A 13,376-nucleotide genomic window follows, 5' to 3' on the forward strand; every position below is an offset into this window, starting at 1 on the left:
TAGTTGCGACAAGGAGCAGGACAAGCGACTTTCGTACGGTTGTCAGCCGGCGAGCGCGAAAAGATCGTCCCGGTCGCCCGACTGCTTGAGCTGGGCGAGGGACTGCTTCTCGAGCTGGCGGATCCGCTCGCGGGTGAGACCGAGCTCCTCCGCGACCTCCTGCAGGGTGCGGGCACGCCCGTCCTCCAGGCCGTAGCGCAGGCGCATGATGCGGCCCTGCCGTTCGGGCAGGACGTCCAACAGGGACCTGACGCCCTCGGTGAACTCCTGCTGCTCCAGCAGATCGGGCGCCGACACGCCGTCGGTGTCCTGGATCAGGTCGCCCAGGACCGAGTCGCCCTCGTCGCCGACCGGCGTCTCCAGCGAGACGCACGTGCGGGCGGCGTCGCGCAGGTCCTGCACGCGCTGCGGCGAACACTTGGCCTCGGCGGCGATCTCCTCGACCGTCGCGTCACGCCCGAGAGCCGCCGACAACTTCTGCCCGATCTTCTTCAGCTTGTTGACCTCTTCGACCACGTGCACCGGCAGGCGGACCGTCCGGGTCTGCTCGGCCAGGCCGCGTTCGATCGCCTGGCGGATCCACCACATGGCGTAGGTCGAGAACTTGTAGCCCTTGGCGTAGTCGAACTTCTCGACCGCGCGGATCAGGCCGAGGTTCCCCTCCTGCACCACGTCGCCGAACGGCAGGCCGCGGAACGAGTGCTTCTTCGCGACCGACACGACCAGGCGCAGGTTCGCGCGGATCATGTGGTCCTTGGCGCGCTCGCCCTCGGCGACGATCCGGCGCAGCAGGCGCGGCTCGCGCGTGCCGATCTCACCGGTCTGCAGGAGGTGTGCCGCGTAGACACCCACCTCGATGCGGCGCGACAGGTCGACCTCTTCCGCGGCGGTGAGCAGCGGGGTGCGGCCCACGTCGCGCAGGTACTGGCCGACCGAGTCCCCGTCCTGCTGTCCGGACGCGCGGTTCTTCAGATCTGCGGGCATGACAAATCCCCCTTGTCCGTTGGCAGGAGTGACAGCCGGCGCGAGTTCGCGCCGATCATCCGGTTGCCCCTTCGGGGCAACCGCCGCAGGCGGTTCGGCGCGAAGCGGGAGCCGGATGATCGGCTCCCAGGAGAACTCGCCGCCGCCTGCGGAGCAGCGGCCCTATACACCGCTGCACTGGTGTAACGGTTCAGAGGTCCACTTCATTCCGCGGTTTCGGCTGTGACATCAGCCTCACCCGTCCGCGTTCGCTTGAGCCTCACCAACGTGATGGCGTGGTGTTCGACCGCGCGGACCTCGATCTTCCAGTCCGAGACCTCCACGACGTCACCGGGTTCTTCCGGGATGCGGCCGAGGATCAGCAGCACCAGCCCGGCGATCGTGGCGTACTGGCCTTGAGGGGCGTCCCTGAGCTCGACGCCGACGTCGACCAGGTCGTGGACCGGGAACGTGCCGGGCAGCTCGATCGAGCCGTCGGCTTCGGCCTTGACCGCGACGACGTCGGAGTCGGTCTCGTCGTAGATCTCACCGACGATCTCCTCCAGCAGGTCCTCGAGCGTCACGATGCCGTCCACCGCACCGTGTTCGTCCACCACCAGCGCAAGCTGCTCGTGCTCGGCCTTCATGCGCCGCAACGCGTCCGTGACGCGCACCGAGTCCGGCAGCACCATCGGCGGGCGGGCCACCTCGGTGAGCACCGCGTCGTCGTCGAGCAGGTCACGCAGGTGCACCACGCCCAGCACGTCGTCCAGGTGACCGTCCCTGGTCACCGGCGCCCGTGAATGTCCGGACTTCGCAAGGACTTCCCGCGCGGCGGCGGTGCCCAAACCTGCTTCGATGATCGTCACCTGCCTGCGCGGCACGAGGACCTCGCGCAGCCGGCGTTCGTGGATCTCCAGCGCGCCGGTCATGATCGTGCGTTGTTCCTGGTTCAGATGTTGTTGCACCTCAACGAGATCACGCAGTTCCTCCGGTGACATCTGCTCGTCGTCGGCGTTCGGGTCGCCGCCGAACACGCGCACCACGACGTCGGTCGACTTCGAGAGGAGCCACACGGCTGGGCGGGAGATCGTCGAGAGGAAGTCGAGCGTGCTGGCGACGATCTTGGCCCACCGCACCGCGTACTGCATCGCGAGGCGTTTGGGCGCGAGTTCGCCGAAGACGAGCGTCACGAACGTCAGGACCACCGTCACGAGGGCGATCGCGACGCCGTTCGCGGCGCCTCCGAGGAAGCTCAGCAGGGGCACGATCGGGGCCGCGAGCGACACCGCCGCGGTCGCCGACGCGAGGAACCCGGACAGCGTGATGCCGATCTGGATCGTCGCGAAGTACCTGTTCGGATCACGGGCGAGCCGGACCAGCCTGCGGTGTCCTTCGCGTTCCAGCGACCTGAGCTGACCTTCGCGCAGGGACACGAACGCCATCTCGCTGCCGGCGAACGCCGCGTTGAGCAACACCAGTACCGCGACCAAGGCGAGGTTGAAGCCATAACCATCCACGCGTTTGGGTTAGCACGCACGGTGGTATTTCGCACCCTGACGGCCATCTTGAGCAGCCAGGAAGGCCAGGGCCCGAACGAGGTGGGATGGAGATGGACACCCCCGAAGTGCTGAGCACTTCAGCGAGGACCGTGCACACCCTGCCGGAGGACGAGCCCGATCTCGCCGCGATGCGCGTGTGGATCGGGACCCTGCTGAGGGATCTGTCGGAGGACGTTCGGCTTGACGTCCTCCTCGTGTGCACCGAACTCGCCAGCAACGCGTACGAACACGCGGAGGGACCGCGTGCCGTGCGAGTGCAGCGACACACCGATTTCGTCCGGGTGGAGGTCGACGACCACACACCGGCCGACCTGCCGCAGTTGGGGAAGTCACGGCTCGGTGACTCCCGCGGACGTGGCCTGACGCTGATCGCCAAGCTCTCCCGGTGCTGGGGCACCCGCGAGTTCACCGGCGGGAAGACGATCTGGGCCGAGATCGACGCACAGCCCGTCTGAGCGTTTCGCCCAGACAACTCATGACACCGCGCGGATGGGTGTTGCACCGGGGTCGTCCGACTCTCGATGCATGACAACTTCCGTGATGCCGGCGCTGCGGTCGCCGGTCGTGCGCCACGGCGCCGAGATGCTCGTGGCGATGCTCGTGGGGATGGCCCTGCTCGGGCCCCTGTGGACGCCGGAGGGCGTCGAACTGGCAGCCCTGTGGATGGCGACGTCGATGTCCGTGCCGATGGCGTTGTGGATGCGCTACCGCGGGCACGGCCGGATCGTCGAGATGTGCGCCGCGATGGTCGTGCCGTACGTCGTGCTGCTGGTGCCGTACTGGGCCGGCCTCGTCTCGGCCGATGTCGTGGAGCTGGGCGGACACGTGCTGATGCTGCCCACGATGGCGTTCGTGCTGGTCAGGTACCCGCACGCGCACACCGAGCCGAGCACGAACCCGGTGCTGCGGTTCCTCGGCGACCGGTGGCCGTCGGTGCTCGCGCTGGCGGTCACGATCGACTTCTGGGCCGCGCCCGTGGTGCCCCCGGTGTGGACGCTGCTGCTGTGCCAGGTGGCCTACCTGTTCTGGGCGCGGAGGGCACCTGCGGTCCAGCTCGTGGTGTTCGGGCTCTACGTGCTGCTGGGCGCGGCGGTGCTGGTGGTGTCGCCGTACTTCGGCGTGCTGCTGATCGCGCTCGGATGGGCCGCACACGCGGTGTGGGATCTGGTGCACCACGTGCGCGACGCCGTCGTGCCGCGCTGGTGGGCGGAGGGCTGCGGCGTGTTCGACCTGGTCATCGCGGTCACGATCCTGATGGTGTGGTTCTAGGCTGATGGCGATGAACGACCTTCCGCACACCGCGCTGCGCGGCGCCCTGCACCTGCTCTGGGTGAGTTCGCTGGTCGTGCCGCTGGTGTCGGTGTTGCGCGAGCCGTCCGCGCTGCGGTGGCTCGGGGTGCTGGGCCTGCTGGTGGTGGCCGTGGCGTTCGCGGTGACGTTGCGGGGCGGGCCGCTGTGGGCGCTGGTGGCCGCGGTGGCCCTGTCGATCCCGCTGGTGGCGCCCGTCGGACCGGACGAGCTGTCGACGTGGGCGTGGATCGGTGGCGCGGCGGCGGGCTTCGCCCCGTTGCTGCTCACCGGTCCGTGGCGGTGGCTCGCGGCCATCGGCGGTGTGGTGCTGTCGGGCCTGGTCGGGTTCTTCGTGACCCGCGACCACACGACGTACCAGATGATCGCGGCGTCGGTCGGCGCGACGATCATCGCGATGGCCGGGCTGCCGATGTGGTTCGCCGGGCTCCTCGGCCAGGCGCGGGCGGGACGCGACGCGTTGGCCGAGCTGGCGGTGAGCGAGGAACGGCTGCGGTTCGCCCGCGATGTCCACGACCTGCTCGGGCACCGGCTGACCGTGATCGCCCTGAAGGCGGAGCTGGCCGGGCGGCTGGCCCCTTCGGACCCCGAACGCTCCTCCGCGGAGGCGTTCGAGGCGCAGCGGCTGGCATCGTCGGCGTTGGAAGAGGTGCGTGACGCCGTGCACGGCTATCGCGCCGTGGACCTGGCCGACCAGCTCGAGGCCGTGCGGAACGTCCTGCGGGAAGCCGGGATCCGGTGCACGGTCACGTCGGTGGAGGTCGAGGGCGAACGCGCCACCCAGCTCGCGCTGGCGTTGCGCGAGGCCTGCACCAACGTGCTGCGCCACAGCCACGCGACGTGGTGCATGATCGACGTCGCCGCGGCCGGTCCGGAGGTGCGGATGACCGTGACGAACGACGGCGCCGAGAAGGACTTCGCCGAGGGCAACGGCATCCGCGGTGTGCGGGACCGGCTCGCGGGCGTCGGCGGTCAGGTGACGGTGGAGAAGTCGGGGGACGTGTTCACTTTGCAGGCAGTGGTGCCCACGTGATCAGAGTGCTGCTGGCCGACGACGAGGAGCTGATCCGCGACGCCCTCGCGGCCCTCCTGGACCTCGAACCGGACCTGGAGGTGGTGGCGCGCGCCGGCGACGGCCGCGCCGCCGTGGAGGCGGCCCGCGCCCACCGCCCCGACGTGGCCGTGGTGGACCTGCAGATGCCCTCGCTCGACGGCCTGGAGGTCACCGAGGAACTGGCGCGCGTGCTGCCGGCGTGCGCCGTGGTGATCCTGACCGGCCGCGGCCGCCCGCCCCACCTGCAACAGGCCCTGCACGCGGGTGCCAGGGGCTTCCTGCCCAAGGGCTCGCCGGGCGGCACGCTCGCCGACGTGATCCGCCGGGTCCACGCCGGTGGCCGCTGGGTGGACCCGGCCCTGGCCGCCGACGCCCTCGCCGCACCGCCGTGCCCGCTGACGCAGCGGGAGCTGGAGGTGTTGCGGCTCAGCGAGTTCGGCACGCCGGTGGCAGAGATCGCGTCCCGGACGTCGCTGTCGCCGGGGACCGTGCGCAACCACCTGTCGGCGGCGGTGGCGAAGCTCGGGGTGGCGCACCGGTCGGAGGCGTTCGCGGTGGCGCAGGAGCACGGCTGGCTCTGAGCAGGTGGCCGGAAATCTCGTCCGCCCGTCGCGACCCCAGTTCACGTTTTCTGCTGCACGCGGGGCGCTTTCGTTCGCTGTGACCGCACGAAAGCGCCCCGCGTGCAGTTCGGCAACGCAAGGCGGGCTCGCGACGGTGGTGCTGCCGCGGACAGGACTTCCGACCTGGTGCTCAGTTGTTCGCGGTGAGCACGTCGAAGGCGTGCTTGCGGTGTTCGGCGAAGAGCTTCAGGGCGCCCTCCACGTTGCCGAGCCGCAACGCCGCCACCAGGTCGCGGTGCTCGTCGCGGATCTGCTGGAGGTACCCGTCGGAGCTGAGCGCCACGCGGGTGAGCAGGAACAGGTGCACCTGTGACCGGATGGCGTCCCAGGCCTGCGCGAGCCGCGCGTGGTCGGCGGCGGCGTACACGGCGTCGTGGAACGCGATGTCACACCGCACCATCTCGTGCGGCGTGTCCGCGCGTTCCATCTTCTCGGCGGCCAGCGCGATCTCGTCCAGCGACGCGTCGACGGCCACGACCCGTTCGACCGCGAGCACCTCCAGGGCGCCCCGCAGGCTGTCCAGTTCGGCCACGTCCTTCGCCGACAGCACGGCCACCGTCGAGCCCTTGTGCCACTCGGTGCGCACGAGCCCCTCGCGTTCGAGCTCCTTCAGCGCGTCCCGCACGGGCCCGCGGCTCACTTCGAGCACCTCGGCCAGCTCCACCTCGCGCAGCGCGGTGCCCGGCGGGTAGGCGCCCTCGAAGATCGCCTCGCGGATCACGTCCGCGACCTCGGTACCCAGACCCCGTCGTCGCGCCGGACCCAATGCCATGTAGTGATGTTAACAAGACGACATTCATGCATGCTTGTTTTGGTCACTTGTCGCAATGTTAACATTCCTACATGCCTAACGTCCCACGCTTCCACCTCGCCATGCCCGTCGACGACCTCGCCGCCGCGCGCGCCTTCTACGGCGGCACGCTGGGCCTCGAACAGGGCCGCAGCTCCGACACGTGGATCGACTGGAACCTGCACGGCCATCAGTTCGTCACGCACCTGGCGCCGAGGACCGAGCGGGTCAGCAACCCGGTCGACGGTCACGACGTGCCGGTCCCCCACTTCGGCCTCGTGCTCACGGTCGACGCGTTCCAGGAGCTCGCCGGCAAGCTCCGCGCCGCGGACACGAAGTTCGTCATCGAGCCGTACGTGCGCTTCAAGGGCGAGCCCGGCGAACAGTGGACGATGTTCCTGCTCGACCCGGCCGGCAACGCCCTGGAGTTCAAGGCGTTCGCGGACGACGCGCAGGTCTTCGCGGTCTGAAGGACCACCGAACGGGCGGCACCTCCAGCCGGGTGCCGCCCGTTTGCGCTTAAAGGACAGGCAAAATTCTTGCACGTTGCGCAAGTTTCGGTAACTTGGAGGTGACGCCGAGCCACGACCCGGTCACGCCGGGTCAGACAAGGGGAATCCCATGACCACGGCCGAGCGGCAGCGCAAAGCGCAGGAGCTCTTCCGCCCGCAGCTGCCCGAGGAACTCGTCAACCGGGGCGGCTGCCCGTTCGACCCGAGCCGCGGGCTGACCGAGTTGAGCGAGCGCGGGCGGATCCACCGGATCGAGCACAACGGCGACGACGTCTGGCTCGTCACCGGGCACGACGAGGCGCGGGCGGTGCTGGCGGCGCCGCAGATGAGCTCGGACCGGATCAACAGCCCGCGCGCCAAGGCGATGCTCTCGCCGGAGTTGCACGCCGAGTTGTTCCCGCCGGAGCGACGGGCCGGGTCGTTCATCTTCATGGACGCGCCGGAGCACACCCGCTTCCGGCGGCTGCTCACCGGGCAGTTCACCGTGCGCAGGATGCGAGACCTCACGCCGCGCATCCACGAGATCGTCACCGCGCAGCTCGACGCGATGATCGAGAAGGGCGCGCCGGCGGACCTGGTGCACGACTTCGCGTTGCCGGTGCCGTCGCTGGTGATCTGCGAGCTGCTGGGGGTCGACTACGGCGACCGCGACGAGTTCCAGAAGCGCACGGCCAAGCTGCTCAGTCTCAACACGACGGTGGACGAGCAGATCAGGAACACCACCGAGATGCGCGTCTTCATGAAGGGCCTGGTGCTAGGCAAGCGGGCCAATCCCGGAGACGACCTGCTGTCCGGGCTCGTGAAGGACACCGACCTCACCGACGACGAGCTGACGGGCATCGCGAACCTGCTGCTGATCGCCGGGCACGAGACGACGGCGAACATGCTGGCGCTCGGCACGTTCGCGTTGCTGGAGCACCCCGACCAGTGGGCGAAGCTGCGCGACAACCCCGAGCTGGTCGACAACGCGGTCGAGGAGTTGCTGCGCTACCTGTCGATCATCAGCTCCGGCGTCTCGCGGCACGCCAAGGAGGACGTCGTGATCGGCGGCGTCACCATCAGGGCCGGGGACACCGTCGTCGTGTCGGTGCCCGCGGTCAACCGGGACGACAGCCAGTACGACGACCCGCACGCGTTGCTGGTCGACCGGCCGCGCGGGCACCACGTGGCGTTCGGGCACGGCATCCACCAGTGCCTCGGACAGCAGCTCGCGCGGGTCGAGATGGTGGTCGGCTTCACGGAGCTGCTCAAGCGCCTGCCCGCGTTGAAGCTCGCCGTGCCCGCCGACGAGGTGCCGCTGCGGACCGACATGTCGATCTACGGCGTGCACTCGCTCCCGGTCACCTGGTGAACCCGGCGCCGAGCTGGTCGATCATCCGGCCGACCAGCTCGGCCGCCGGGAAGCGCTCGGCGGCCTGGGGCGTGTCGAGCCACCACTGCACGACCGCGCGCATCGACGCGAGGATCGTCGAGGCCGTCACCGCCGGATACGGATCCACCAGGGGGTCCACGCCGCAGCGCACCGCGATGGCCGCCGCCAGCGCCTGTTCGCGGGCGGAGTAGGCGGCGAACACGTGCGGCAGCAGCGCGGGGTGCCTGCGCAGTTCGCGCAGCTGGCGGAGCCGTTCGAGGTCGACGTGGCGCGGATAGATCGAGTTCACGGCCTCGCGCAACGCCACCAGCACCGGTTCGTCGGCCGGGCGCGCGGCGAACTCCTCCACGAACGCGAGCGCGGTGGCCGTGTCACCGGCGACGACCGCTTCCTCCTTGGAGGAGAAGTAGTTGAAGAACGTCCGCAACGAGACACCGGCCGCCCGCGCGATCTGATCCACCGTCACCCGGTCGAAGCCGTGCTCCACGCACAGACTCCAGGCGGCGTCGCCCAGGGCTTCCCTGGTCGCCGCCTTCTTGCGTTCACGCAGGCCCGTCACGGCAAAAAGAGTAAAGCGTACCGGAAATTGGTGTAGACCTTGTCTGGGATGTGAGCGCCTCACTACGGTCCGTGAGACCGCTCCCACAGACATCACGGAGGACCGGGTGCGCCCACTCGGAGTCGTCGTACTGGCCGGGGCCCTGCTGACCGCGGGCCACGCCCACGCCTCACCCCCACCTGCGGAAACGTCGCCCGCGCCCACCCGCGCGGTCACGTTGATCACCGGTGATCAAGTCCTGACCGGACAAAGAGCGATCAAACCGGCACCAGGCCGTGAACGCGTCCTGTTCTCCTCCTACCGGGTGGGCGGGCACGAGTACGTGGTGCCGCACGACGCCATCCCGATGATCGCGGACGGCCGCCTCGACGAACGCCTCTTCGACGTCACCGAACTGGCCACTTACGACGGTGCCCTCCCGGTCATCGTGACCTACCCGCGCGGCACCCTGACCGCGCAGGCGCAGCCCGGCCTCCAGTTGCGCAGCATCAACGGCGTGGCGTTCGACGCCGTCAAGACCCCGCTCGCGGGCGGCCAGTCGCTGACGGCCTCGGGTGCGGAGAAGATCTGGCTCGACGCGAAGCGCCGGGCGAACCTCGACCGCAGCGTCGCGCAGATCAACGCGCCCGCCGCGTACACCGCGGGCCTGACGGGCAAGGGCGTCAAGGTCGCCGTGCTCGACACCGGCGTCGACAACACCCACCCGGACCTCGCCGACCGCGAGATCGGCGAGCGCAACTTCTCGTCCTCCGCGGACAACGTCGACCGCTACGGCCACGGCACGCACGTGGCGTCGATCGTCGCGGGCACCGGCGCGAAGAGCGGCGGCAAGTACCACGGCGTCGCGCCCGACGCGCAGATCCTCGACGTGAAGGTGCTGGGGGACAACGGTTCCGGCAACGACAGCGGGATCATCGCCGGCATGGAGTGGGCGGTCGAGCAGGGTGCCCAGATCATCAACATGAGCCTCGGCGGCTACGACACCCCCGAGGTCGACCCCCTCGAAGAGGCCGTCAACCGCCTCACCGCCGAGAAGGGCGCGCTGTTCGTCGTGGCGGCGGGCAACCTCGGCCCGGCCGCCCGCACGATCGGCTCGCCCGGCAGCGCCGTCTCCGCGCTGACCGTCGGCGCCGTCGACCGCGACGACAGGATCGCGGAGTTCTCGGCGCGCGGCCCGTCGCAGTCCAGGACGCTCAAGCCCGACCTGACCGCCCCCGGCGTCGGCATCGTCGCCGCGCTGCACGCCGCGGGCAGGATCGGCTCGCCCGTCGTCGACGGCTACACCGGCCTCGACGGCACGTCGATGGCGACCCCGCACGTCGCGGGCGCCGCGGCGCTGCTGAGCCAGCAGCACCCCGGCCTCACCGGCGCGGAACTCAAGGCCAAGCTCACCGGCACGGCGACGCCGACGTCCGGGCCCACGCCGTTCGAGCAGGGCACCGGCCGGGTGGACGTGGCGAAACTGATCAAGCAGAACGTCACCTCGTCCCCGACCAGCGTCGACTTCGGCGCGCACCAGTGGCCGCACACCGGTGAGGCCGCGCTGACCCGCGAGATCACCTATTCCAACGCGGGCTCCGAGGCCGTGACGCTCGACCTGTCGGCGGACACGAACGGCTCGTTGTTCAGCGTCTCGCCCGCACAGCTCACGGTTCCGGCCGGCGGCACGGCGAAGGCCACCGTCACCGCGGACATCGCGAAGCAGCCCGCGGGTGGCGTGTTCGGCGGCGCGGTCGTCGCGAGCGGCCTGCGCACCGCCGTCGTCGCGGACCTCGAGGTCGAGAGCTACGACGTCGAGGTCGTCGGCGTCGAACGGACCGGCGCCACCACGACGTCGACGTTCGCCAGCATGATCAACGTCGACACCGGCGCCCGCGTGTGGCCGAACTCCGCCACGGGCGTCGCCCGCGTGGCCAAGGGCCGCTACATCCTGACGGGCAGCGTGATGTCGTCGTCCGGCGCGTACACACACGACGTCGTCAACTACCCGAACCTGACCGTCACCGGCGCCACGACGATCGAACTCGACGCCCGCAAGGCCAAGCCGGTCAAGGTGACCCTGCCGGTGACCGCGCAACTGTCGTTGCTGCAGACCGGTTTCGAACGCGTCGTCAACGGAACCAGTTACACGATCGGCAACTTCTCGGTCGGCGGCTTCATCGACCACCTCGGCGTGGCGAGCATCGGCCCCGATTCGAAGGAGGTCACCGGCAAGATCGCGACCTTCTGGACCGCGGGCTCCGACTTCTACGGACTGGCCTGGTACAGCAAGGGTTCCGCGCCGACCGGCCTGACCAGGACGGTAGCGCGCAAGGACCTCGCGTCCGTCCGCGTCGACATGCCGGCGCTGAAGCCGGGCCAGACCGCCTCCATCGGCCACACCTCGTCGCCCGAGGGCCGTGCCGACTGGACGTACGGCTCGCTGGACAACTTCGTCCCCGGCCCGCGCACCGAGTACTACGGCGGCGACGGCGGCGACTGGTCCCGCCGCTTCAACCTGTTCGACGAGACCGGCAACCTCGGCTCGCTGAGCACGCCGCTGCGCCACTACAAGCCGGGCCGTTCCTACGTGGAACCGTTCAACCGCGCGGTGTTCGGCCCGGCCCTGCCCGAGACGCGCGACATCCCGCACTCGTTCCGCACGGGTGACTTCGTCCGCATCACCGTCCCGCTCCACGGCGACAACGCGGGCAACGAGGGCTACTCCCCCGTCACCGCGGCCAGGACCGTCCTCTACCGCGACGACACCAAGGTCCTCGACTCGGACCAGCCTGGCTGGGGCCTGGCCGACGTCCAGCCGGGCGCCGCGAACTACCGCCTCGAAGCGTCCGCGACGCGCCCCGGACCCTTGAGCTCGACGGTGTCCGGCGTGTGGACGTTCCGCAGCGACACGACGGCGAAGCAGACCGCCCTGCCGCTGTCCGTCATCCGCTTCACCCCGCAACTGGACGACGAGGGCTACGGCCGCGCCGGCCAGATGCTCGCCGTGCCGCTGTCCACCCAGTCCCAGGTGGACTCGGTCCGCGTGACGTCCGTCGAGGTCTCCTACGACGGCGGCACGACGTGGAAGCGCACGCAGATCACCGGCAACCGCGTGCTGCTCGCCCACCCGAAGGACGCCAAGTCGGTCTCCCTGCGCGCCAGGGCGTCCGGCCACGGCCAGACCGTGGAGCAGACGATCATCAGCGCGTACCTGCTCCGCTGAGCAAGGCGCCCGCGCGCTCCCGAGCCCACGAGGCGGAGGAGCGCGCGGGCCTCTTCGGCGCGTGCTCGCCCGCACGACCTGTGGTCAGCTGGAGAGCGAGCGAAGGAGTGAGCGTGCGCGAGCTGACCGACGAGATCGTCGTCTCCCACCGCCCCCAGCCGCCCCGCCCGGCGCCCGCCGGGGTGCGCGTCCCCGGTCGCCACGTCGCCGAGACCGCGCGGCACCCGGACGGCCGCCTCGCCGTGATCACCTGGTCGGCGCCGGAGATCGACCCCGGTCTGCTGCACCCAGCGCTGCACGTCGTCTCTCCCGACGGCACGATCACCGACCTCGGCCCGACCCCGGCGGACGCCGGTGCACCGGTGTGGTGGGGCGACGAGGTGTGTTACCTGGCGCTGACACCACCGCTCCTGCAGGCCGGCAACGCCGTGTTCGACCAGCGTCACCGCAACCTCACCGAGGGCGTGCTCGCGTGCCCGGTGGACCTCGTGCAGGACGACGGGAACGCTCCGGTCGTGGTGGTGGCGGCCGGGCTGGACACGGAGTTCCACCGGCTGGGGTCCGATGCCCTCGCGCACGCCGGGTCGTGCCTGCCGCCGGACCGCGACGGGCTGCTCGGGCTCGTCCGCGGTTCCCACCTGCCGCCCGCGTACCGCGACCTCGACGGCATCGGCTGGGGGACGCAGGAACGCCTGAGCTACCGGGCCCGTGACGGGCTCATCCTCGCCGGGCTGCTCGTCCTGCCCCTGGGCCGGACGCGGGAGGACGGGCCGTTCCCGCTCGTCACGATCGTGCACGGCGGGCCGTACGACCGGTTCGCCGACAGCCTGCAGCTGCACTGGGTGCCGTCGGCGCAGTGGTTCGCGCACCAGGGCATCGCGACGTTCCTGCCCAACCCGCGCGGCGGCCTGGGGCACGGGCACGAGTTCGCCGCGCGGGTCGGCGGCAGGGTCGGGCTGGAGGAGTGGCACGACATCGAGGACGGCCTCGACCTGCTCGTCGCGCACGGGGTCGCGCACCCGGACAGGCTCGGCATCGCGGGCTGGAGCCACGGCGGGTTCATGGCCGCCTGGGCCACCACCAGGACCGGCAGGTTCCGGGCCGCGCTGGTCGGTGCGGGGATCTCGGACTGGCCGCGGCAGGTCCAGCACGGCGAGTGGGGCGCCTTCGAGGCCGCGCTCGCCGACACCCCAGAGCTCAGCCCGATCACGTACGCCCACGAGATCACCACGCCGATGTTGATCGTGCACGGCGCCGAGGACACCAACGTCCCGGTGGAGCAAGCCGAGCTGTTGCACGCGGCGGTCCGGCACTCCGAACTGGTCGTGTACCCCGGCGAGGGGCACTCGCTGCGGCAGCGTGAGCACAGGCTGGATCTGCTGAACCGAGCCAGAAGGTTGTTCGCGAAGCTCTGAAATTTGCGCAAGC

Annotated in this window: 12 protein-coding genes; 8 read left to right on the plus strand and 4 right to left on the minus strand. The window is 70.3% G+C overall.

Annotated elements, in window-relative coordinates:
* Positions 1-42: 42 nt before the first annotated feature.
* Together QSK25_RS24220 and QSK25_RS24225 are read right to left on the minus strand one after the other, a co-directional pair.
* Positions 43-984, minus strand: coding sequence for a sigma-70 family RNA polymerase sigma factor (locus QSK25_RS24220; RefSeq protein WP_285641490.1), 942 nt, complete (start codon positions 982-984; stop codon positions 43-45).
* A gap of 203 nt (positions 985-1,187) precedes the next feature.
* Entirely contained in the window at positions 1,188-2,483 is a 1,296-nt protein-coding gene (locus QSK25_RS24225; protein ID WP_285641491.1) for a hemolysin family protein, read from the minus strand.
* 92 nt (positions 2,484-2,575) lie between these two features.
* On the opposite strand from QSK25_RS24225, the gene QSK25_RS24230 reads away from it, so the two are divergent.
* The 4 genes from QSK25_RS24230 to QSK25_RS24245 all read left to right on the plus strand — a co-directional run bounded on the left by QSK25_RS24230 (position 2,576) and on the right by QSK25_RS24245 (position 5,468).
* Positions 2,576-2,980, plus strand: coding sequence for an ATP-binding protein (locus tag QSK25_RS24230; RefSeq protein ID WP_285641492.1), 405 nt, complete (start codon positions 2,576-2,578; stop codon positions 2,978-2,980).
* Positions 2,981-3,050: 70 nt separating this feature from the next.
* Entirely contained in the window at positions 3,051-3,794 is a 744-nt protein-coding gene (locus QSK25_RS24235) for a hypothetical protein (protein ID WP_285641493.1), read from the plus strand.
* Between the two features lie 10 nt (positions 3,795-3,804).
* Entirely contained in the window at positions 3,805-4,866 is a 1,062-nt protein-coding gene (locus tag QSK25_RS24240) for a sensor histidine kinase (protein ID WP_285641494.1), read from the plus strand.
* Positions 4,863-5,468 (plus strand): response regulator transcription factor, encoded by a 606-nt coding sequence (locus QSK25_RS24245; RefSeq protein ID WP_285641495.1) that lies wholly within the window; start codon positions 4,863-4,865, stop codon positions 5,466-5,468. The genes QSK25_RS24240 and QSK25_RS24245 overlap by 4 nt, the downstream gene beginning before the upstream one ends.
* Before the next feature lie 172 nt (positions 5,469-5,640).
* Here the strand turns inward: QSK25_RS24245 and QSK25_RS24250 are convergent, their stop codons facing one another.
* Complete coding sequence (locus QSK25_RS24250; RefSeq protein WP_285641496.1) at positions 5,641-6,282, minus strand: GntR family transcriptional regulator; 642 nt, start codon at positions 6,280-6,282, stop codon at positions 5,641-5,643.
* A 71-nt stretch (positions 6,283-6,353) separates the two neighbouring features.
* Here QSK25_RS24250 and QSK25_RS24255 point away from each other — a divergent pair, with 71 nt between their 5' ends.
* Together QSK25_RS24255 and QSK25_RS24260 are read left to right on the plus strand one after the other, a co-directional pair.
* Entirely contained in the window at positions 6,354-6,770 is a 417-nt protein-coding gene (locus QSK25_RS24255; RefSeq protein WP_285641497.1) for a VOC family protein, read from the plus strand.
* A gap of 151 nt (positions 6,771-6,921) precedes the next feature.
* Positions 6,922-8,163: a cytochrome P450 gene (locus tag QSK25_RS24260; protein WP_285641498.1), complete on the plus strand. Its 1,242-nt coding sequence runs from the start codon at positions 6,922-6,924 to the stop codon at positions 8,161-8,163.
* On the opposite strand, the gene QSK25_RS24265 is transcribed toward QSK25_RS24260, so the two are convergent.
* Positions 8,153-8,743 carry a TetR family transcriptional regulator gene (locus QSK25_RS24265; RefSeq protein WP_285641499.1) on the minus strand — a complete coding sequence of 197 codons (591 nt, stop codon included), beginning with the start codon at positions 8,741-8,743 and terminating at the stop codon, positions 8,153-8,155. The genes QSK25_RS24260 and QSK25_RS24265 overlap by 11 nt on opposite strands.
* A 106-nt stretch (positions 8,744-8,849) precedes the next feature.
* Between QSK25_RS24265 and QSK25_RS24270 the strand changes: the two genes are divergently transcribed.
* Both QSK25_RS24270 and QSK25_RS24275 read left to right on the plus strand, forming a co-directional pair.
* Positions 8,850-11,948, plus strand: coding sequence for a S8 family peptidase (locus QSK25_RS24270; RefSeq protein WP_285641500.1), 3,099 nt, complete (start codon positions 8,850-8,852; stop codon positions 11,946-11,948).
* Between the two features lie 113 nt (positions 11,949-12,061).
* Positions 12,062-13,363 (plus strand): alpha/beta hydrolase family protein, encoded by a 1,302-nt coding sequence (locus tag QSK25_RS24275; protein WP_285641501.1) that lies wholly within the window; start codon positions 12,062-12,064, stop codon positions 13,361-13,363.
* The last annotated feature ends 13 nt before the right edge of the window (positions 13,364-13,376 follow it).

Source organism: Lentzea sp. NBRC 102530 (genome assembly GCF_030269365.1).
GTDB lineage: Bacteria > Actinomycetota > Actinomycetes > Mycobacteriales > Pseudonocardiaceae > Lentzea.

Coding starts and splice junctions, on each gene's coding strand:
- QSK25_RS24230 (WP_285641492.1), top strand. CDS start 2,576: ATGGACACCCCCGAAGTGCTGAGCACTTCAGCGAGGACCGTGCACACC.
- QSK25_RS24260 (WP_285641498.1), top strand. CDS start 6,922: ATGACCACGGCCGAGCGGCAGCGCAAAGCGCAGGAGCTCTTCCGCCCG.
- QSK25_RS24235 (WP_285641493.1), top strand. CDS start 3,051: ATGACAACTTCCGTGATGCCGGCGCTGCGGTCGCCGGTCGTGCGCCAC.
- QSK25_RS24220 (WP_285641490.1), bottom strand. CDS start 984: ATGCCCGCAGATCTGAAGAACCGCGCGTCCGGACAGCAGGACGGGGAC.
- QSK25_RS24250 (WP_285641496.1), bottom strand. CDS start 6,282: ATGGCATTGGGTCCGGCGCGACGACGGGGTCTGGGTACCGAGGTCGCG.
- QSK25_RS24255 (WP_285641497.1), top strand. CDS start 6,354: ATGCCTAACGTCCCACGCTTCCACCTCGCCATGCCCGTCGACGACCTC.
- QSK25_RS24240 (WP_285641494.1), top strand. CDS start 3,805: ATGAACGACCTTCCGCACACCGCGCTGCGCGGCGCCCTGCACCTGCTC.